The sequence below is a fragment of the Pedobacter panaciterrae genome (genome assembly GCF_013204795.1).
GTDB classification, from domain to species: domain Bacteria; phylum Bacteroidota; class Bacteroidia; order Sphingobacteriales; family Sphingobacteriaceae; genus Pedobacter; species Pedobacter panaciterrae.
In genome coordinates, this window is the sequence record NZ_JABMKW010000003.1 from 63613 (window position 1) to 84531 (window position 20919).

A 20919-nucleotide genomic window follows, 5' to 3' on the forward strand; every position below is an offset into this window, starting at 1 on the left:
TAATTTTTAGGTTTCTAGAACTAAACCGGGATAAAAACAACCATTTTAATTATGCAGAAATATCTACTTCTCTCTCTCCTATTTTTTACAACGATCAGCTTTGCGCAAAAGAAACCGCTTGACCACACAGTGTATGATGCCTGGGAATCTGTTGCTTCCAGAAGGTTATCCAACAATGGAAATTGGGCGGCATATGGCATCGCTGCGCAGGAAGGAGATGCAAATTTGTATTTAACGAATCTGCTTACCAATGCGAAAACAAAAGTAAACCGGGTGGAAAGTGCTCAGTTTAGTGCTGATTCTAAATTCGCCGTGTTTGCCATTAAACCTTTTTATTCGGCTATACGACAAGCAAAAATCAAAAAGAAAAAAATAGAAGAAATGCCAAAGGACTCTTTGGGCATAGCCAACTTAACTAATCTCGCTATTGCAAAGGTTGCGCGTGTGAAATCTTTTAAACTACCAGAGAATGGCTTAGCCTTACTTGCCTATCAACTAGAAAAACCTATAGATACATCAAAGAAAGCACAGGGAGACACTGCTAAAAAGGATGACAAAGAAGGTTCTGATCTGATTTTCAGAAACCTTACAACAGGTACAGAACGTACTTTTAAATTTGTAAACGAATATGTTTTCAGTAAAGATGGTAAACAACTTGCCTTTGCTTGCACAGGTTCCAAAAAAGATAAGACAGCTCAAACAGGCGTTTTTCTTTTAAACACAGAAAAAGGCACGCTTAAAACATTGGTTAACGGAAAAGGAAGTTTCAAAAACTTTGTGTTTGACGATGAAAGTGAATCACTTGCATTTCTAGGAGAAAGAAGTCCGGAAAAAGCCGAAATTAAAGATTACTTTGTATACTATAACTCACCTTCGTTAGATACTGCCCAGGTTTTGGTAGACAATGACATCCCCGGCTTCCCTGCTAAATGGGCAGTTAGTGGCGATGGAAAATTAAACTTCAACAAAGAAGCCACAAAGCTGTTTTTTGGTATCGCTCCAATTAAAAAACCAAAAGATACTACCCTTATCGATTTTGAGCATGCACAGCTGGATGTATGGAGTTATAAAGACGACTACCTGCAGCCAATGCAGCTAAAAAATGCTGAAAAGGAATCGAAAAGAACTTATTTAACTTCTATCGAAATATTTAATAGTGATGTAAAAGTAGTGCCTTTAACAGACGTTAAACTGCCTGAAGCTAAACTAATTGATGAAGGTAACTCGAACTATGTACTTGCATCATCAGATTTTGGCAACAGAATCCAATCACAGTGGTCTGCAAATTCTATTAAAGACTATTATCTGGTTGATACAAAAACAGGATCAAGAAAAAAGATCATTGAAGGGCTTGTGGGAACTGCAATGCCATCACCATCTGGAAAATTTATACTTTACTTCGACAAAAAAACAGCTAACTGGTACACTTATACTATTGCAACAGGGAAGATTACACACCTAAATAACGGATTAAATGTTAAGCTTGTAGACGAAGAAAATGATGTACCGGATCAGCCAGATGCTTACGGACTTGCTGCATGGACTGAGGATGATAAAGCTGTTCTATTATACGACAGGTACGACATCTGGGAATTCTCTCCAGACGGAAAAAATGCTCCGCAAAACATCACCAATGGTTTTGGCAGGCAGAACAACATTACTTTCCGCTATCAACAACTAGACACCACCGTTCGCTTTTTGGGTAAAAAAGAGACGATACTGCTTGACGCCTTTAACAATACAACTAAAGAAAACGGATATTACAGAAAGAATATCGGCGACAATAAGAGCCCGGAGCTTGTTGTTATGGCTAAGTTTAAGTATTCAAATTTAGGCAAAGCAAGAGATGCCGATCGCTATATTTATGACAAGGCAAATTATACCAATTCTCCTAATGTTTTCGTATCAACAGATATGAAAACCGAGGTTAAATTAAGTAATACCAACCCTCAGCAACAAAATTACAATTGGGGAACTGCGGAACTGGTTAACTGGAGTACACCTAAAGGTTTTAAAGCCGACGGTATTCTTTACAAGCCTGAAGATTTCGATCCGGCTAAGAAATACCCTATGATTGTATATTTCTACGAGAAGTTATCAAATGGATTATATACGTATCAGCCACCAGCTCCTACTCCTTCAAGATTAAACATCTCTTATTTTGTGAGCAATGGGTATTTGGTTTTTGCACCAGATATAAGCTATGAAAGTGGCTATCCTGGCAAATCTGCAGAAGAATTCATTAATTCCGGGGTAGAATTTTTAAAGAAAAACTCATGGGTTGATGGCACTAAAATCGGTATCCAGGGACAAAGCTGGGGCGGCTATCAGGTAGCTCATTTAATTACAAGAACAAATATGTATGCTGCTGCATGGGCGGGTGCTCCGGTAGTAAACATGACTTCTGCTTATGGTGGTATGCGTTGGGAAAGTGGGATGAACAGACAGTTTCAGTATGAAAAAACACAGAGCAGGATTGGTGCAACTTTATGGGAAAAACCAGAATTATACATCGAAAACTCTCCATTATTTGCCTTACCTAAAGTAAATACACCGGTAGTAATTATGGCCAACGATGCCGACGGCGCAGTACCTTGGTACCAGGGAATTGAAATGTTTACAGGTTTAAGAAGGTTGGGCAAACCGGTATGGATGTTAAACTACAATAATGAGGCGCATAACCTGATAAAGCGCCAGAACAGAAAAGACATCCAAATCCGTGAACAGCAGTTCTTTGACTATTATTTAAAAGGAGCTAAAGCACCCTTATGGATGACACAGGGTATACCGGCAACAGAAAAAGGTAAAACATGGGGTTTTGAGCTTACTGATGAAAAGCCATAGGGATATATTGTTTAAAATCCCTACATTAACATCGTAAAACTAACTATCCCTAATGGCATTAAGTAGAATCTGGTCGGCCTTTATCATTGTTGCAATTGTTGTAGCCACTATAAAGTGTTTCTTTTTTGGACAATCTGATATATTTAATTGGATGGTCATTGGCAAAGCCAGTGACCCTGCAAATCCTTTAAAACTAGATGGCATTATTGAAACCTGCTGGGTTTCTGTGGAGTTATGTCTTAAACTAGTAGGTATTTTGGCGCTATTTATTGGTTTGATGAGCATTGCTGAAAAAGCTGGCGGCATTCGTTTATTGTCCCGTATAGTTGGGCCCTTCTTTTCTAAATTATTTCCGGATATTCCAAAAGGCCACCCTTCTATGGGGCACATGATTATGAACTTTTCTGCTAATCTATTAGGTTTAGATAACGCAGCTACTCCTTTTGGCTTAAAAGCTATGGAAAGTTTGCAAGAGCTAAACCCAAGTAAAGATACTGCATCAAATGCCCAAATCATGTTTCTTTGCCTTCATGCAGCTGGTTTAAACTTAATTCCGGTTAGTGTTATTGCAATCAGGGCTTCTCAAAATGCTTCTAATCCAACTGATATTTTTATTCCTTGTCTGATCGTTACTTTTGTTGGCACCATGGCAGCAATGCTTATTGTTTCTTTTAAACAAAAGATTAACCTGCTTCAACCTGTAGTCATTGTCTGGATCCTTAGTCTTTCTTTCATCATTGCATTATTGGTTTTATACATTACTTCGCTTAATGCCGATGGAATAAAATCATTCTCAGGAATTTTAAGCAACGGACTTATACTATTGGTTTTTCTGTTGATTATACTTGGGGCACTATATAAAAAGATTGATGTTTTTGATGCATTTGTTGAAGGTGCAAAAAATGGATTTGAAACCGCCGTTAAAATTATCCCTTATCTGGTTGGGATGCTGGTGGCAATAAGCATGCTTCGCACCAGTGGCACCTTTGATGTAATAATTGGGGGTATAAAAGATTTCTTCTCATTTTTAGGGGCCGACACCAGATTCGTAGAAGGCTTACCTACGGCTTTAATAAGACCACTGAGTGGCGGTGCTGCAAGAGGAATGATGGTAAGTACTATGGAAACCTATGGTCCGGATTCATTTGCAAGCAGGCTTTCTGGCATTTTCCAGGGTGCCTCTGACACTACTTTTTATGTAGTTGCAGTTTACTTTGGTTCTGTAAGTATTAAGAATACCCGTTATGCTATTGGCGCAATGCTGCTGGCCGATCTTGTTGGGGTATGTACAGCAATAGGTCTCGCTTATTTATTTTTTGGATAAGAAATATAGATTACAGAATTATTTAGATTCTGTTGATATTATTCTGCTAATAATCTGTTCAAGTGCAGTGGGTTCTAAACTGGTATGCTTAGAAGACCTCCAGGTGGAAGTAGAATCTAACCACACACAAAAAGAATGGTAGCCATCTACTATTACTGCATAGGTTTCGTGAAAATCATCCTGTATGCGCATACAGAATCCGTTTATGGGCTTGCCCTGAACATCAAATCTGAAATTTAAATAGCTACTTAACATACTGATACCTGGTTAGTTATTTCTATAACAAATTAAGTTATAATATGTTTAGCCTATTTTAAATGCTTGCTATATTATTGTTAAATCTAGATGATTATTTTATGAATGAGAATGCTTAAATTTAATTGTAGCTTTATCTGCATAACATTAAAACATGGCAGATAATCAAATTACCGCAATTACAGAGCTAGACAGGTCTCATTATAAAACTAAGGTTTATGCAGGAGGGCATTTTATTTATTCTGATGAACCTGAAAGCATAGGCGGAACAGATGAAGGCATGACACCTGGAGCATTGTTGCTTGCTAGTTTAGGAAGCTGCACAGCTATTACCGTTAGAATGTATGCTGATCGGAAACAATACAACCTTGATGCAATTAAAATAGAGTTGGCTATTTGCGAGGAAAAGGAAATGAGCAAGGAAACAACTATTACCCGAAAAATTGAACTGATTGGGACATTAACAGAAGAGGAACGTAAACGCTTAATGCAGATAGCAGACAAGTGCCCCATTCATAAAATACTAACCAATCCCATAAGAATTGAGACCAGGTAACAAAAGCGTTTTACTATATACAATTTAGTACTATTTATACATTAATTAGTACAGTTGGCAAGTAACTAAGCCGCAAATTGGGCTTTGACTTTTTTAACAAGACTATCGATATCAAATGGCTTTGAAAGAAAGTCATTAGGTGAGCCTGGTAATTTTAATAAACTTTGCAGATTGTGACTTGCAGAGATCATTACAACAGGAATATTTTTAAATAAATTGTGTGCTTTTATTGCTTTGCAAATGTCCCGGCCGTCAATTCCACCAAGCATCACATCTAACAATACCAGATCAGGCCTTAACGATGATATGACATTCAATACATTTCTCCCGCTGGTTAAAGTAGATACCTCGAAACCCTCACCCTCCAATACAATCTTAATAATATCAACTATATCACTATCGTCGTCAACTGCTAATATTTTTCTGGACATTTCACTAACTCTTTTAGCTAATTATAAGCGATTTATATGCCACATTTTTCATTATTATTAATTAAATACTAGAAAAGTGATCTGGGACAATTTTTGTTAAAACTAATTTACTAGATCAAAAAATTTACTAAATCCCAATAATTTGATTTATTACTAAAATTATTAGCATATTTACATTTCATAAAGGCTTTAAAAAAACATGCTTTACGCGGTAGTAGATATAGAAACAACAGGTGGCTTTGCTTCAGGAAATGGAATCACAGAGATTTCAATTCTTATTCATGATGGTGTTTCTGTAATAGATATGTTTGAAACACTGATTAACCCTGCTCAGGAAATTCCTGAATACATACAGGCATTAACGGGCATAAACAATGAAATGGTTATAGATGCTCCGTTGTTCAATGATATAGCTCCAAAAGTATATGAATTGCTGCACGATAAAACTTTTGTTGCGCACAATGTAAATTTCGATTTTTCATTTGTTAAACATCAATTATCATTGGCAGGTTATCAGCTTCAATGCAATAAACTTTGTACCGTAAGGCTTAGCCGTAAAATACTTCCAGGTCATCGTTCTTACAGTCTGGGTAAGCTTTGTAATGCTTTAGGTATAGAGATAAACAACAGGCACCGTGCAGGTGGAGATGCAGCTGCTACGGCAATTCTATTAGGTATGCTTTTACAGGCAGATGCTGAAGGGATTATCAATCAATCGTTAAGAAAAGCTTCAAAAGAGCAGGCCCTGCCTCCTAATTTACCGAAATCGGAAATAGAAAAACTGCCTTTAAGCCCCGGTGTATATTACTTTAAAGATCAAAAGGGTAAAGTGATCTACATTGGTAAAGCTAAAAGCCTGAAAAAGAGGGTTTGTTCTCATTTTACAGGCAATAGCACAAGTAAACAGCGTCAGGATTTCCTCAAGGATATTTACAGTGTAGATTTTGAAGTATGTGGTACAGAACTAATGGCTTTTATTTTGGAAGCCACAGAGATCAAGAAACTATGGCCAACAAACAACCGAGCTTTAAAGCGTTTTGAACAGAAATATAGTTTGTATGCTTTCGAAGATCAAAAAGGCTATATAAGATTGGGCATAGATAAATTTAAAAAAAATACACCGGCCCTGTATAGTTTTAATACCATACTAGAGGGGCATAATCTTTTAAAGGCATTAATAAAAGAACATTTGCTGTGCGAAAAGCTTTGCTTTATTCAGAAAAACCGACAAGCTTGTACAGCTTATGAAGAAGGTAATTGTACCGGTGCCTGTGTAGGTAAAGAATCTGCTGCTGCCTACAACGTAAGGGTTAAATATGCTATTGAAGATTTAAAAAAGATGTTGCCATCTTTTGCCGTTATTGATAAAGGAAGAACTGAAGACGAACAAAGCTGTTTGCTTGTAGAGGAAGGAAAATTCTATGGCATGGGGTACATTTCACATCATGCAGATATTAATGCGCCTGAAGAGCTAAAATCAGTCCTACAGCCCTACCCTTCCAATGACTACATCCTTCATATGATATTATCACACACGGAGCAGTTCCCTCAAAAGAAAATAGCAATTTAAACTAGTGACTTTTCTTTTCTATCCTGCTGTGGATTTTTACGGTTTCTTTTAATGCTGCAGAACCATACCACTGATAATAATCTGCGGTCATTACTTTGCTCATAATAACGGGATCAGTTTCTACTAACTTTTGTGCTTCATCGGTGCTTTCTACGTCGAAAATGAAAATACCGCGATAGTCGTTGTCATTTTTACCAAGCGGCCCGGCAACAACCAGCTTCCCCTCGTTAACCAGTTTGGTTATATTCGCCATGTGTCCTTTAAAAATACTATCTAATGAAGGTTTGGGTAAATCTTTGGCAGAACCCGTTTTTAAAATTACCAGAATGTATTTCTTCATCCCATAATCATCAGCTTTAAGTTCTTTAGCTAATTTTTCATCGTAGTTTTTATTTACTTCCTGAGCTCCTGCTTTATTGGCAACAAGTAACGTACAGATTAGCAGGGCTATTATTGTGAGTTTTCTTTTCATCCTGGATATAGATAAGTACAATTGAGGTAAAAGTACATACTGAATTTAACGATTTTAAATTGAATTAAAGAAAGTATGAAGCGACTTTACAATATCAGAAAGTGCAAATAATAACAAATTAAAGGCAGTATATTTTCCAAACCAACAAGGTAAATTCGTATCAATAACCTTTTGTAAAAACAGATGAAGACACAAATCACACAACAACAAATTGAAGATTACAGAAAGAATGGTTTTTTGCTTATTGAAGATTTTTTAGATAAGGATGAATTAGAAATCTGGCGCGAAGCGGTAACTGAGGCACTGATTCAACGCGATGGCAGAAAACTACCGGGGAAAGATACTAAAACTGGTGAAGAGGATGGGATTAATAAAAATGCCGACTATTTTGGAAAGGTATTCGATCAAATGCTCAACTTATGGCAAACCAATGAAAAAGTAAAACAGTTAATACTCGATGAAAATCTAGGGAAAATGGTTGCTGACTTATCTGGCTGTGATGGAATACGGGTATGGCATGATCAGGCATTGATAAAGCGTCCATGGGCCAACCCTACTTCGTGGCACTTAGACACGCCTTTTTGGTCCTTTTCTGACCGCCGCGCTTTATCCATCTGGATTGCACTTGATGATGCCACTCTAGAAAATGGATGCCTGTATTTCCTTCCAGGTTCATATCATTCAACCTCTTTTGAAAACCCAGGTATAGGCAAGAACATGGATGAAGTATTTAAGTTCTATCCTGAACTCTCTATTTCTGATTCAAAGGCGGTTCCTATGAAAGCTGGTAGCTGTTCTTTTCACAATGGCTTAACGATACATGGTGCTGGTGCTAACATGACAAAGGGCTTTCGACGAGCTATGACCTGTGCTTTTATGCCTGATGGTGCTGCGTTTAATGGAATCCAGAATATCCTATCTGATGAGCAGGTAGCTAAGCTGAAAGTAGGGGACCTGTTAAATGATGACGAACAAAATCCTTTGATCTATACTAAAAATCCTTCATTACCCTAACAGAAATAAACTCGGGGATAATGCATTATCCTCGAGTTTCTAATACAATACGAATGACCACTTACCGGGTTTAACATCAAACAGAAAATAATTTACATCTTCTCCTTTAAATATAACCTCGGGATGTTTTTTAAGACTTTTCTTATTTTTCACAAACAGTTTCCCATTTAATGATATATTGGACAAACCAGATTCCATTTTGGGCAAACCTATTTTAGCCAGGGTATTGGGTGGTATATCAACAAAAAAGGTGAGTTTGTTATCTCTCCTTTTCAGATCCACGGTAATATTTCCTTCTACGGTAGGCGTAACGCAGTAGATCTCATGTAAGTTTCCGGGTTGAGGTAATATACTAATCGTTTTATAGGCAGTCTCTTCCGGAGCAATTCCGGCAACATACTGAATTAAAAGTGTTAATGGGCCACCAGACCAACCATGATTATACGATCCCCCGCCATAGCCTTCGGATCCTATCCCCCAGCCTTCCCACAATGTAGTGAGGTGGCTTTCAACCATATTAGCATATCTCTTTTTCATTCTTCCCAGCCCACCTTTAGCATCATGCATAATAAAGAAAGACTCCATTATATACTTTTCCATATAAGGACTGGCATGGAATTCAGTCTTTAATACATTTTTAATGGCTTCGTATTTCCCACTATCTGCTAAACCTGTTAATACAGCTAATCCATTCCCCCTATCATCAATAACACCTTTATTTGTTGGGCTTTTATAAGCACTGCCGCTCCAAAATTTTCTATTGAAATTTATCTTTATAGATTTCAGTAACTCCTGATAGGCTTTTATATCAGATTGATTTCCTGTTAGCTCTGCCATTTTTACTGCAGTTTCAACGGCCATATAATACCATGCGTTTTCCAGTAATGGGGTATCAATATCTTCTCCCCAATCCATCCAGTCCCATCCTCCCGGACGATGTATTACTAAACCATCGTCCCCTAAACGCCACAATTGCAAATAATTTTTGACTGTAGGATAAACATGCCGAATCAAAGCAGTGTCTCCAGTATAACGATAATAATTCCAAAAACCATATTTCCCCACACTGGCAAGCATTTGAGCTGGAAGTTCGCCATGCCAACTACCCGCAGGAACAGGCGAATATAATACCCCATCAGGTTTTCGCCAGTCAACAAGGTTACGAATTGCTTTATTAATAATTAATTCTCCATTTCTGTCGCAGGCATACAAAATTTCACCCATTAGTATTACCGCGTCTCCCCACCATTGTGCCCTTTCCCTATCCGGATCTTGAATTGCATCTCTCAAATTAACATTTAGTGTGTTATATGATTTTTCCCAAAGACGATTATAGAAAGGATCATCAGATTTAAATTTACCTATCTGTTCGGTATCATATCTGGTTTCCCGGTATTTCAAGTCAATAATTTTCACATCCTTAGGAACAGAGTAATGAACCTCATGTCCATTCAAATATCCAAATGTTTCAAACTCCTGTATCCCTGCTTTTGTAATATATTCTGTACGAACGTTATACTCACTACCGCCTTTATAGTTATCTGTTCGAATGTCTATTTTTAAACCAGCCGGAGCATCGATCTTTAAATATGGGGTAATGGATATATTTTTAGGCAATTTGGCAACAATCGGATTGCCATCACTCACCTTTGGCAGATTAGCGTTATTAGTATAATGTAAAAGTCCCGAATCTTTCCAAAAAGGGATGGGTCTTTTCACCAGATTATTCCATGGAGAAACTGGTGGCTTCCCATAGGAAGTAGCATTTACCCAGGAATGATCGTCAAAATCTGGCTGGTTCCAAAGCGGCATATCTTTCTGAGCATCAAAGTAAATATTAAACTCGGGCAAGCGATAATTTGGTAAAGGTGCGCTGGTATTGCCAAAAGCAGGATGCCGCATCACTTTCCAAGTTGAATTTGATATTATTACGTTGTTTCCTATCGTCATATCGTACAAAAGAGCCGATTTACCACTATTTTTATGGTCGTAACCATCTCTTCCCCAATACCAGGTTAATATAGAGATCGTATTTTTTCCCTTGGTAAGATAGGGTGCCAGATTAATTTCATCATAATAGGTGTCACGTGGATTAGGCCCTCTTTTTAATTGACCTTCAAATACGATCATTTTCCCATTCACCCACAGCCAATACTTAGAATCGGTGCTAATTTTGGTAAGCACCTTATTTGGAATTTTATCGATAGAAACCTGCTTTCGGAAAGACGTCCATAAGTTAGTGTCTTTTTCTGCATGAGGAATTCCAATCCATTCTGCTTGCCAGCGCTCTGTCTGAGAGAAACAGGAAATACTTATGAATAAGACAATAATAAAGCAAAAAGATCTTATCAGATAATTCATATTTCTTAATTATTTGTTAAAAAATGCCGTCATCTCTCCTATCGTCGAGATGACGGCGTATCTATCATGATGCGTTAGCCTAATATCCTGGATTTTGAACCAGGTTACTATTTATCTGCACCTCTCTAGATGGTATTGCATAGATCAATCTATTATTAGTTACATTAAATGAGGCTGGTAACAGCCAACCATAAAGGCTTTTAAGCTGCTTCCCTTTTGCATTTAAAGTTTCTACTGCCTTTCCATTGCGAACAAGATCAGTCCAGCGATGGTTTTCAAAAGCAAGTTCATGTCGCATTTCGCTGGCTACATTATCGTCAGTAGCAGAAGCCAGATTTGGTAATCCTGCTCTTTTTCTTACCTGATTTAAATAAGGCAGAGCTTCGGCATTTTTACCCTGCTTAACAAGACATTCTGCAAGCAGCAACAAAGCACCTGAATAACGGTAAACCGGCCAGTTCTGATCTGTATTCCACTCAACAGTATATGGTGGAAACACATATTTATTTATAAAGTAATAAAATGTTTTTCCGGCAGGCGGTGTGAAATTAACAGGACTAACAACGGAGCTTATTGTAAAAGAATCTCCGGTTTGAGTGCCAATTGCTACACCAATTGAAGCTGGCAGTCTTTTGTCGCCACTTTCATATGAACTCACCATTTCTTGAGTAGGCGCATTCCATCCCCCACTAGTAATACCTCCTCTTTGGTTGGTTCCATGTAATCCAAGAATGGCTTCTGTATTGGTAGTTTTTGGAATAAACCTCCATATAAAATCACTTTGCTGACCATCGTTACCTGCCTTATATTGTACTTCAAAAATTGATTCGCTGTTGTTTTTATTTGTTGGCGAAAACACATCGGTATAATTTGGTAGAAGTGTATAATTCATCTTGGTGATATCTAACAGCTCAGTTTCTGCTTTCGCATAATCGCGTGTTGGCTTAGACATATAAGCATAAGCCAAGAGCATTTTGGCAGCACCTTTACTAACCCTTCCGGTTTGAGGAAAAGCTGTCGCTACCGGAAGTTTTGCTATGGCATCATTCAGATCAGCAATGATCTGAGCATATACTTCATCAACTGTGTTTCTAGGCAGGAATGCACCAGTTTCTGAGACAATCTCCTCCAATTGCAATGGCACGCCCCCATAATGCGTTACAAGATCAAAATAGTAATATGCACGAAGAAATAAGGCCTGCCCCGAAAGATCGTCCATAGATGACTGCGAAAGTCCAATCGTGTTCGCTTTCAGTCTGGTCAGTACTGTATTTGCCTTAGCAATTCCAGAGTAATCATTTCCGTACCTGTTACCTGCATTATTTGGTTCTGCACTTGACAAACTATTGTCAAGGAAGACCGCCATTGCTTCTATACTGGTTTCAGATCCTCTGTCTGATGAATAATAATTAAAGAAGGTATTGTCTGAACGCATTTCATCCATATAAATACCTGTAAAAGCAACTCCTCTAAGGTTGCTATAAGCAGAAACTACAGCCTGCTGAAATTCAGTTTCACTTTTAAAAAAAGTTGGGGCACTAACACTGGTCTTAGGTACAAGATCAAGCTCACTTTTTTTACAGGAAAGAAATCCAATGGAAACTGCCACGATGTATAATATTTTATTTTTCATGATTATTTTTCTAGATTAAAAGCCTACGTTAAGTCCCAGTGTAAAAATCTGAGAGATTGGATAAGAAGTAAAATCACGTCCCTGACTTAAACCGTTAAGTCCGGACATACCTGCTTCAGGATTCATCCCCGGATATTTAGTAAAAATTAAAGGGTTTTGAGTACTGAAATATACCCTGGCGTTTTTGATATACTCATTGGGTTTAAAAGGCAGCTTATAGCCCAGCGTTATATTCTTTACAGCCAAATAAGTAGCACTAAAGACCTGTCTGGACGTAAAATTGCGGAAGTCGGCAGTGGTGCCGGTTCTTGTTCTTGGATAAATTCCATCTCCCGGCTCTTCAATTGAGCGCCATCTTTTAGCTACTCCTTTTCTTACATTAAAGACACCATCCAGATTTTCGGTTGATTGAAAAGCATCATCTGCTATCTCATTTCCTACAGAACCTGCAATAACAATACTTAGATCTAGGTTTTTATAACTAAACCTATTCGTTAATCCATAAGTAAAATCAGGGTTTGGGTTACCGATGTAAGTTCTGTCATTTTCATCTATAATACCATCAGGAACGCCGTCTGGCCCACTAATGTCTTTAAATCTTGCTGTACCCACCATAGAAGTTGCACCATGGGGCTGGGTATCAAATTCTTCCTGGGTCATATATACACCAGTATTGATATATCCGTAAAACATTCCTATTGGATTACCTACAGCTGTTCTGTTATCATCCCAATAAAGACTATATCCTCCAATAGGTGCATTGTTTGTGCCTAATTTGATTACCTTATTTCTATCAAAGGAAATGTTAAAACCTGTAGTCCATTTTAATTCACCATCGAGGTTTCTCGATTCCAAACTCAGCTCATGCCCCCAGAAATCAAAACGGCCTATATTTGATGTAATACTGTTAAACCCAGATTGAACAGGGATATCTACATTATAAAGCAGTCCATCCGTTTTTTTCCAATAGTAATCATAGGTTAATCTCAACCTGTCATTAAAGAGTCCAAGGTCAACACCAGCGTCGAAACTAGATGTAGTTTCCCAGGTAAGAAAGGAATTGCCGATCCCGTCAAGAGATTTACCTGGTGTTACCTGGTTTCCAAACACATAATTATCAGAATTTACAGAAGCCAGGTAGGTATAATCTCCAATATTGTTATTTCCCACTTTACCATAACTTGCCCTAAATTTTAACAGGCTTATTTTATCCTGTTCTTTCATAAACTTCTCATCAGAAGCTACCCATCCTATTGAAACCGATGGAAAATTACCATACTTATTATCCGTTCCAAATCTTGACGAACCGTCTCTTCTAAACGCCAGTGAAATCAAATATTTATTGTCGTAATTATAGTTTAAGCGGCCTATGTACGATAATAATGAGGATTCTGTTGTACCTGCAGTTCCTATTCTGGTAGTTGCTGCATTTATCCATTGAACATTATCATCCGGAAATTCTGAAGCTTGAATATTGCTGTTTTCCGATCTGAATTTTTGAAAGGTATAACCCACAAAGGCATCCAGATTATGTTTTTCATTAAAGGTTTTCTGATAAGTAAGGGTATTCTCGGCCAGTAAATTTAAGAATCTATTAGTACCGTAACTTCCCGTAGGAGGTTGAGGGGGAGCACCTCCCAAACCACCCTGAGCTGTTGATGGCGTAAACGATCTGTTAATCGCACTCTCGGTGTTCCCATTCAAACTAATTTTATATTCTAATCCGGGAATAATCTTATACGATGCAAATGCATTAGCTAAAACCGTTGTTTGCTCCGAAGGATTAACTCTTTGAGTTAAAACCAGGTAAAAATTAGGATTAGCGAACATTCCAGGCTGCGAAAAACTAATCGGATAACTACCATCCGGATTTTTATAGTTTAACGTTGGATCCATTAAAAATGCCTGCTGAATAATGGCCCGTCCATTATCAAGCCCGGGAGTTACCTGATTGCGTCGGTAAGTACCTGACAGATTAAATCCAATAGTTAGTTTATCTGTCGCACTATAAATGTTATTAGTTCTGCCACTTATTCGATTTGCAAAAGTATTTAAGATCACCCCTTCCTGCTTATTGTAGTTAAGATTAATGGTCGATTTCAAATCTGTTCCACCTGACGCTAACGATAAGTTATAATCTTGGGTAATTGCATCCCTCAATAAAACGTCATACCAATTGGTACCTGAATTTGCCCCGTATTGTTGTGGATTCTGATACACGCTCGGAACACCACCGGTATAGCCTTCATATCGGGCAGCATCTTCATAATATTCTTTCTTAAATTGAGCGAACTCAGGTGCATTCATCAAATCAGGTTTCCCTCTGTCAGATACCCTTACCAATCCTGCGTAAGAGCTGAGTTCGATACTTTTTTGTCCACCTTTGGCTTGTTTTGTTGTGACAAGAATTACCCCATTTGAAGCTCTTGAACCATATAAAGAAGAGGCAGAAGCGTCCTTTAATACTGTAATACTTGCTATTTCATCCGGACTGATCGTTTCGAGTCCGCTGGTAGATGGAAATCCGTCAATTACAATTAGTGGGTTGTTTCCTGCGTTGATCGAAGCAGCTCCTCTGATTCTAAATGACATATTTGCACCCGGAGCTCCAGAGTTGTTTGCGATTTGCACGCCTGCAAATTTCCCTTGTAATTTCTGACCGATATTAGCTACAGGCATGTCTTTAACCTCACTCGTGTTTAGCTGGCTTACAGCCCCTGTAACTTCTCTTTTATTTTGTGTTCCATAACTTACAACTACCACTTCATTTAATTTTTCACTGGCAGATTCCATCTGAACATTAATAACAGATCTGTCATTTGCCGGAATTTCCTTGGTTTGATATCCCACAGATGAGAAAACCAACACAGCGGAGGGTGCAGCTGTTAACTGATAATTTCCTTCGTTATTAGTTGTTGTTTTCTGATTTGTACCTTTCACAGCAACTGTAACTCCAGTTAATGGTTTTCCATCCTGAAGGTCTACCACCTTACCTGAAATAACTCCTTGCTGCTGGACATGATATCCATATAAATTTTCTTTTGTGAATGTCTTTGATTGTGCTGGTAAATAAAATATCAAAGACATAACCAGGCATGATCCGCCCCTTCTGATAAAAAAAAGCAATCTTTTCCTTTTCATAACTTGTTTAGATTTGGTTTATATTTAGGTTATAATAGAATTGAGGTAAAGAGTTGTAAGGTCTTACTCACTCTATTGACTAAAACAAACCTAAGCATTGGCCAATTATTTCCGTTTTACCAAAAGGCACTTATATTTGTACTTTTTGACATAATGAATTAGCTTTCCCTAGTTTTAAATCATATATATGATTAATCTTTTAAACTTTTTGGAAAATCACAAGAACTGAAAAGCTATATTTTATTTGAAATGGATGTTACTATCGGCTTTTAAATACTCTTCAGAAATTTTTGTTTGAAGGATATTACCCACGTATACGGCTCGTTGATAGTTTTTACTGCTTATGCTAGTGATTTTTTGCAAAAGCTTGTTGCGCAACTTTCTAAATATCGGGAAAAGAGAATACATTTTAATTTTAGAAATCTGAAGTCTATTGCATGTTTCTTCATCAATTAGAAAGCGAACATAACAAGTATGAAGATACTTAATGAAATTCTTTTGATAAGCTTTCTTAAAAATATGGGAGGCAATAGATTCATTTTCCAAAGCATTGGCCAGCATTACGGAATCTTCATCGGCAGAAACTTGTGTATCCGTCCATAAATAGAACATTTCTGTAGCTTCCTTTTTATTATTTGGCAGATGGTTTTCCGGGATCCCTAATAAATGGCCAACATATTTCCAAAGATGAAAAACACCAAGCTCTTCATTTTCCGAAATCTGCATACCCAATTTATGAAGCCCATGAAGATAGAAAAGGCTAAATCCTATATTAGTGGCAATCATATCGCCTAAATTAATTGGTTCACCCCATTTTTCTTTATCCCAATCTGTGTGTTTTTCTTTAATCATTAATCTTGAAAAAGAATGTATCATCCTGGTTCTGACAATATACTGATAGCCAAGTCCATTAATTTCTAAAGCTTTATCACGTGTAACATGTACCCAAAAATCCAATGTATCGGTTATTCTTTTAGCAGGCCCCTTTTTTAGCGCACCTGTATAAATAAGGGCCTTGTTTAAGTAAGCATAATCATAACCACTCATAAGGCTATAATCTCTCAAAGAAATGAGTGCGTTAGTTCCACTGCGCATACATAAATTGCAGCCCATTTTTATCAAGTCATCGTTTACCCAGGCAGGTTTCTCCTGCATAGTTAAAAACATTTTTTTCAAGTGATCAGTTAAGTTATCATCTTCAAGAACCTTATTTTTAGATAATTGCCTTACGTATAAATAGGCTTCGCCAAAACTTCTTCCATCAAATATTTCTTTTGCTGCTTCATCGCCCAAAACATCATATTTAGTGACCAGCTTCACAAACTTATTTGGGATATTAAGATTGAGTTTGGCTCCCGACCATTCAGTTAACTGCCTTCCGCTACCCTTCTCCCAAAACCTTTTTAAGCATAAATCCATATAAATATGATTGTTTGATTTAACCAAGATACTGCAAAACTGCATACAATATTTCTCATCACTTGATTTAATTTCAGTTGATAAAACAATTTCTTTTGATCATTGTTTTCCTTCCAGGTATGGTGCGCTATCTTTCTTTATATAAGACGAATAGACACATCAACCAAACTTAAAACCAAAATATAAAACCGTATGAAAAATCTGACAATGAAAACAACCGCGCTCTTGGTTGCCCTGGTTATCATGGGAACCACGTTTACAAGCTGCAAAAGTGGCCCAAAAGATGATGCTGTAAAAGCCGCAGTGGAAACTGCACTGCTCTCAAACCCACACATTGCCGAAGCCGCTGTAACTGTTGAAAAAGGCGTAGCAACAATATCGGGCCAGGTTCCTGATGATGCAACTAAAGCAGACGTCGATAAAACTGTTGCAGGAGTTGCCGGAGTTAAATCTGTTGTAAACAATCTGACTGTGGTCCCCGAAACTCCGAGCGTACCTGTAGCCGCTACTGATGTGCTTACCAATGCCGTTAAGGATGCTACTAAAGATTTCCCCACAGTAACTGCAACGGTAAATGATGGCGTAGTCACATTAAAGGGTGAAATCCAAAAAGCAAATCTCCAGAAATTGATGATGGCTTTAAATGCGTTGAAACCTAAAAAAGTAGACAATTCACAACTGGTTATTAAATAGTTAAAGGAGATATATAAAATGGCTTTACAAGAAAAATATAAAGAATTGATAGATACTGCTACTGCACAGGGGGTTAACAACCTAAATGTACGTGAGCAGGAAGGTGTGCTATATATTGATGGCGATGCCAGTGGTTCAATAAAGCAACAACTGTGGGATACTTATGAACGTCTCGATCCCAATTACTCTTCTGGCGATTTAGTGATGAATATCAATAGCATAGCTGGCGTTACAGAAGGTTCAAAACTAAAAGTAACAACCAACAGCTCTAACTTAAATATTCGTAGCGGTCCTAGTACCGATGCTGATATTGTAGGCAAGGCTGCCAGGCATGAGGTGGTTACACTGGTTAGCAAAGCAAATGACCAATGGTGGGAGATTAAAACTGATAATGGGGCTGCAGGATATTCCTATACGCAATACCTGACACCGCTTTAATCACACCAAAGAAGGGGTGTCTAAAAAGATAAAGTCGTCATCTCTTTTTAGACACCCCCATTTAATTTGAACATTAACGATAAATATCCCGCATCCTAAAATTAAACTGAGTCATGATCTGACGTGTAAGTTCCCTGTACAATTCATTATAGTCAGGTCTGTTGTTAAAATTACCCCTAACTATATCCCAATCTTTTGCACTTAAAGCCCTTGAATCGCCAGTATATTTACCAGTAAGGCTTTCCCAGGTATATTGTGCCGGAATTCTGTCTGATGCGATCAACTTTCGGGATACAGCATCTGTGATCCTGTAGTCCATTATGGCTCGTGAATTTATGATTCTTCTCACAGCACTTATAGTTGCTGTAACGGTAATAGTGCTGGCACTTCCCGACATTTTATCACTCTTAGCAGGAATCTTTTTAGACACTCTATATGAATAATTATTGGTAGCCAGGTTGCTGAACCAGATGTCATACATCGAGAGTTCTAAATTCTGATCAATTCTTCTATTTTGCCCTTCATTTCCGGTATAAAATTCATAATAATTAGAGTTACCAATTGAGTTTAAGTTCCATAGAATATCTCTTTCAAAGAAGCTCCCATCTATTGAATAATATCCAAAGCGCTGATCAAATTTAGTAACCAACACATTTGTAATAGCTGCTTCATGAGCCTCTTGTTTCTTTTCTATCACATCTTTAAAACCGGGAACATATTCATCAGCTAGCTTTAAGTTATTATAAGCGTTACGGGCGCTTACCCTGTCTTGCCTATCCAACAGCGCAATTCCTCTATTATAATGTGCTTCAGCAGCACTCAACGCTGCCTGATTTAATTCGCTCTCATAATTTCTGGGACTGAAAGTGCTTATCTTTACGCCTGCATTCTTAAAACCATCGTACATTTTTTGCAGAGAGAAATAACCGTTATAGATGTTTGCAAACTGTTCTGATTTTCTACCCTTTCCTCCTTTCGCTGCCAAAATATCCTGTTCATATCTGGTCGAAGCTTCTTTGTATGCATCGGGAAGAATTATTAAAGCATCAGAATTGGATGGATTCTTTTTAAGATCACTAATTGCAGCATAAAAGGCCTTATCATATTCTCCCTTCTCGTATAGTTTTTGGGTTGATACACAAGCAAAAAGGAACATCGAGAGCAGACATAATTTAAATAGCTTTTTCATAGGAATAATATTTAATTCAATTTACGGCAATTCTTCAGTAAATAAAAAAAGCCATCTGATAATTATCAGATGGCTTTTTTTATTTCTAATTAACCTTTTAAGCTTTAACCAAAAAATGTGCTGGCATTTCTGCAGCATTTAACATAAAATTATGAAGCTCATAGTTTTTAATGAAAGGGGTTAACTGTTCTGAACCGGGACCAAACATTGTTAGCTCCACGTAATCTCCTGTATGGTTCATTCCTGCCCATTGCACATCGGTATACTTGCCCATAATCTTTCCATACTCATAAAATGGAAGATTCGACTCATTATATAGCTGGCCCGGAACGATATCTTTAAAATGAGCTACTAAAGATTTTACGTCTTCCAGTTTCATCTCCAATCCCTGACTCTCCCTAATTATCTCTGTAATCTTTTGTTCACCAAATGATTGGTTTAATTGAGTAAGCAGCCAAGTATTACTATGTTTAAAATGTTGCAGACTGTCAAATTTCTTGTCGGCTTCATCAGCATAAAAAAGCCCAGGATTAGAATTACCATGATCTGTTGTTATGATTACCAAAGTTTCTCCATCCTTTTCAGCAAACTCTATTACTTTCCCAACTGCTTCATCAAAAGCCAATTGATCAAATATTAAACCTGCCACATCATTTGAATGTGCAGCCCAGTCTACCTTTCCAGCTTCAACCTGTAATGCAAAACCATTCTTATGGTCCTTCATTAGTTCTATGGCTTTCATCGTCATCTCAGCTATTGAAGGCACAGTCTTTATCAATTCAGGGTCATTTTTTCGATCTACTTCATAAGGCAAACCATCTTCAGCAAACAATCCCAAAACCGGCTTTAATTTATCAAGAGCAAGCATTTCAGCACGGTTTTCTGCAACTTTAAAACCTTGGGTAAGGTATTTAGGTATAATGCTGCCATCTTTTCTTTCTGAATCAAAGTATTTGCTTCCACCACCCATCATCACATCAAATTTTAGTTCTAAATACATTTCTGCAATTAAAGCTTGTCCATCTCGGTTATCTATATTTACACAGAAGCCAGCCGGTGTGGCGTGGGTAATTGGAACTGTAGTTACACAGCCAACTTTCTTTCCACTCTCTTTAAATTTTTGAAGTATTGGCTGAGGTTTCTCTCCTCTCATCCCAACATTTAATGAGCCATTCCTTACCCTCATTCCACCACCCCAGGATGAACTGGCAGCTGCTGAATCGGTAACCATTGAACTTGCTGAAGCCGTATCCATTAAAGCTCTTACAGCTTTGTTATTTCTATATAAGTCAAGCCATTTACTTCCTATGCCAAACGTACGGTTAGCATATAGATCGGCCATATTTAATGTTCCTGTACTCATGCCATCACTTACCATCATAATGATATTTTTCGCCTTTTTTACTCCTCCGATCGGTTTGGCAATAACATCATGCAAACCAACAAAAGGCATACTTATACCAGCAAGTATTCCGCCTTTTAATAGTGATCTTCTATTCATATACTTAAAAATATTTTCAATCAGCAAAGATCTATATGTACCATTAGAAATCCGGTCAGATAGAATTATGAAATTGTT

Annotated in this window: 16 protein-coding genes; 7 read left to right on the forward strand and 9 right to left on the reverse strand. The window is 37.6% G+C overall.

Annotated features, from left to right (window positions below; translation table 11 throughout):
- Positions 1 to 51 precede the first annotated feature (51 nt).
- Both HQN86_RS00845 and HQN86_RS00850 read left to right on the forward strand, forming a co-directional pair.
- Positions 52 to 2844 carry an alpha/beta hydrolase family protein gene (locus tag HQN86_RS00845; RefSeq protein ID WP_172659166.1) on the forward strand — a complete coding sequence of 931 codons (2793 nt, stop codon included), beginning with the start codon at positions 52 to 54 and terminating at the stop codon, positions 2842 to 2844.
- Between the two features lie 52 nt (positions 2845 to 2896).
- The gene (locus tag HQN86_RS00850; protein WP_172659167.1) at positions 2897 to 4168 is read left to right on the forward strand and encodes a nucleoside recognition domain-containing protein; all 1272 of its coding nucleotides are present in this window, start codon (positions 2897 to 2899) and stop codon (positions 4166 to 4168) included.
- 18 nt (positions 4169 to 4186) lie between these two features.
- On the opposite strand, the gene HQN86_RS00855 is transcribed toward HQN86_RS00850, so the two are convergent.
- Positions 4187 to 4423: a hypothetical protein gene (locus tag HQN86_RS00855; RefSeq protein WP_048906181.1), complete on the reverse strand. Its 237-nt coding sequence runs from the start codon at positions 4421 to 4423 to the stop codon at positions 4187 to 4189.
- Between the two features lie 154 nt (positions 4424 to 4577).
- On the opposite strand from HQN86_RS00855, the gene HQN86_RS00860 reads away from it, so the two are divergent.
- A complete protein-coding gene (locus HQN86_RS00860) occupies positions 4578 to 4979 on the forward strand; it encodes an OsmC family protein (RefSeq protein WP_172659168.1) in 402 nt (133 codons plus the stop codon).
- A gap of 65 nt (positions 4980 to 5044) precedes the next feature.
- Here HQN86_RS00860 and HQN86_RS00865 read toward each other — a convergent pair whose 3' ends face one another.
- Positions 5045 to 5410 (reverse strand): response regulator, encoded by a 366-nt coding sequence (locus HQN86_RS00865; RefSeq protein WP_172659169.1) that lies wholly within the window; start codon positions 5408 to 5410, stop codon positions 5045 to 5047.
- Between the two features lie 199 nt (positions 5411 to 5609).
- On the opposite strand from HQN86_RS00865, the gene HQN86_RS00870 reads away from it, so the two are divergent.
- Positions 5610 to 6980: an exonuclease domain-containing protein gene (locus HQN86_RS00870; RefSeq protein WP_172659170.1), complete on the forward strand. Its 1371-nt coding sequence runs from the start codon at positions 5610 to 5612 to the stop codon at positions 6978 to 6980.
- 1 nt (position 6981) lies between these two features.
- Here HQN86_RS00870 and HQN86_RS00875 read toward each other — a convergent pair whose 3' ends face one another.
- Positions 6982 to 7452 carry a YciI family protein gene (locus tag HQN86_RS00875; RefSeq protein ID WP_172659171.1) on the reverse strand — a complete coding sequence of 157 codons (471 nt, stop codon included), beginning with the start codon at positions 7450 to 7452 and terminating at the stop codon, positions 6982 to 6984.
- A 183-nt stretch (positions 7453 to 7635) separates the two neighbouring features.
- On the opposite strand from HQN86_RS00875, the gene HQN86_RS00880 reads away from it, so the two are divergent.
- Positions 7636 to 8466, forward strand: a complete 831-nt coding sequence (locus HQN86_RS00880) for a phytanoyl-CoA dioxygenase family protein (protein ID WP_172659172.1) — start codon at positions 7636 to 7638, stop codon at positions 8464 to 8466.
- A 39-nt stretch (positions 8467 to 8505) separates the two neighbouring features.
- On the opposite strand, the gene HQN86_RS00885 is transcribed toward HQN86_RS00880, so the two are convergent.
- The 4 genes from HQN86_RS00885 to HQN86_RS00900 all read right to left on the reverse strand — a co-directional run bounded on the left by HQN86_RS00885 (position 8506) and on the right by HQN86_RS00900 (position 17020).
- Positions 8506 to 10827 carry an alpha-L-rhamnosidase-related protein gene (locus HQN86_RS00885; RefSeq protein ID WP_172659173.1) on the reverse strand — a complete coding sequence of 774 codons (2322 nt, stop codon included), beginning with the start codon at positions 10825 to 10827 and terminating at the stop codon, positions 8506 to 8508.
- Positions 10828 to 10906: 79 nt separating this feature from the next.
- Positions 10907 to 12460 (reverse strand): RagB/SusD family nutrient uptake outer membrane protein, encoded by a 1554-nt coding sequence (locus HQN86_RS00890; RefSeq protein ID WP_172659174.1) that lies wholly within the window; start codon positions 12458 to 12460, stop codon positions 10907 to 10909.
- Positions 12461 to 12475: 15 nt separating this feature from the next.
- A complete protein-coding gene (locus HQN86_RS00895; RefSeq protein ID WP_216854299.1) occupies positions 12476 to 15601 on the reverse strand; it encodes a SusC/RagA family TonB-linked outer membrane protein in 3126 nt (1041 codons plus the stop codon).
- 240 nt (positions 15602 to 15841) lie between these two features.
- A complete protein-coding gene (locus tag HQN86_RS00900; RefSeq protein ID WP_172659175.1) occupies positions 15842 to 17020 on the reverse strand; it encodes an oxygenase MpaB family protein in 1179 nt (392 codons plus the stop codon).
- A 192-nt stretch (positions 17021 to 17212) separates the two neighbouring features.
- On the opposite strand from HQN86_RS00900, the gene HQN86_RS00905 reads away from it, so the two are divergent.
- Together HQN86_RS00905 and HQN86_RS00910 are read left to right on the forward strand one after the other, a co-directional pair.
- Positions 17213 to 17713 carry a BON domain-containing protein gene (locus HQN86_RS00905; RefSeq protein WP_216854300.1) on the forward strand — a complete coding sequence of 167 codons (501 nt, stop codon included), beginning with the start codon at positions 17213 to 17215 and terminating at the stop codon, positions 17711 to 17713.
- Positions 17714 to 17731: 18 nt separating this feature from the next.
- Positions 17732 to 18151, forward strand: a complete 420-nt coding sequence (locus HQN86_RS00910; protein ID WP_172659176.1) for an SH3 domain-containing protein — start codon at positions 17732 to 17734, stop codon at positions 18149 to 18151.
- Positions 18152 to 18224: 73 nt separating this feature from the next.
- Here the strand turns inward: HQN86_RS00910 and HQN86_RS00915 are convergent, their stop codons facing one another.
- Positions 18225 to 19340, reverse strand: a complete 1116-nt coding sequence (locus HQN86_RS00915; RefSeq protein WP_172659177.1) for a hypothetical protein — start codon at positions 19338 to 19340, stop codon at positions 18225 to 18227.
- 97 nt (positions 19341 to 19437) lie between these two features.
- A partial coding sequence (locus tag HQN86_RS00920; protein ID WP_246269371.1) for an alkaline phosphatase occupies positions 19438 to 20919 on the reverse strand: 1482 nt, incomplete at its 5' end.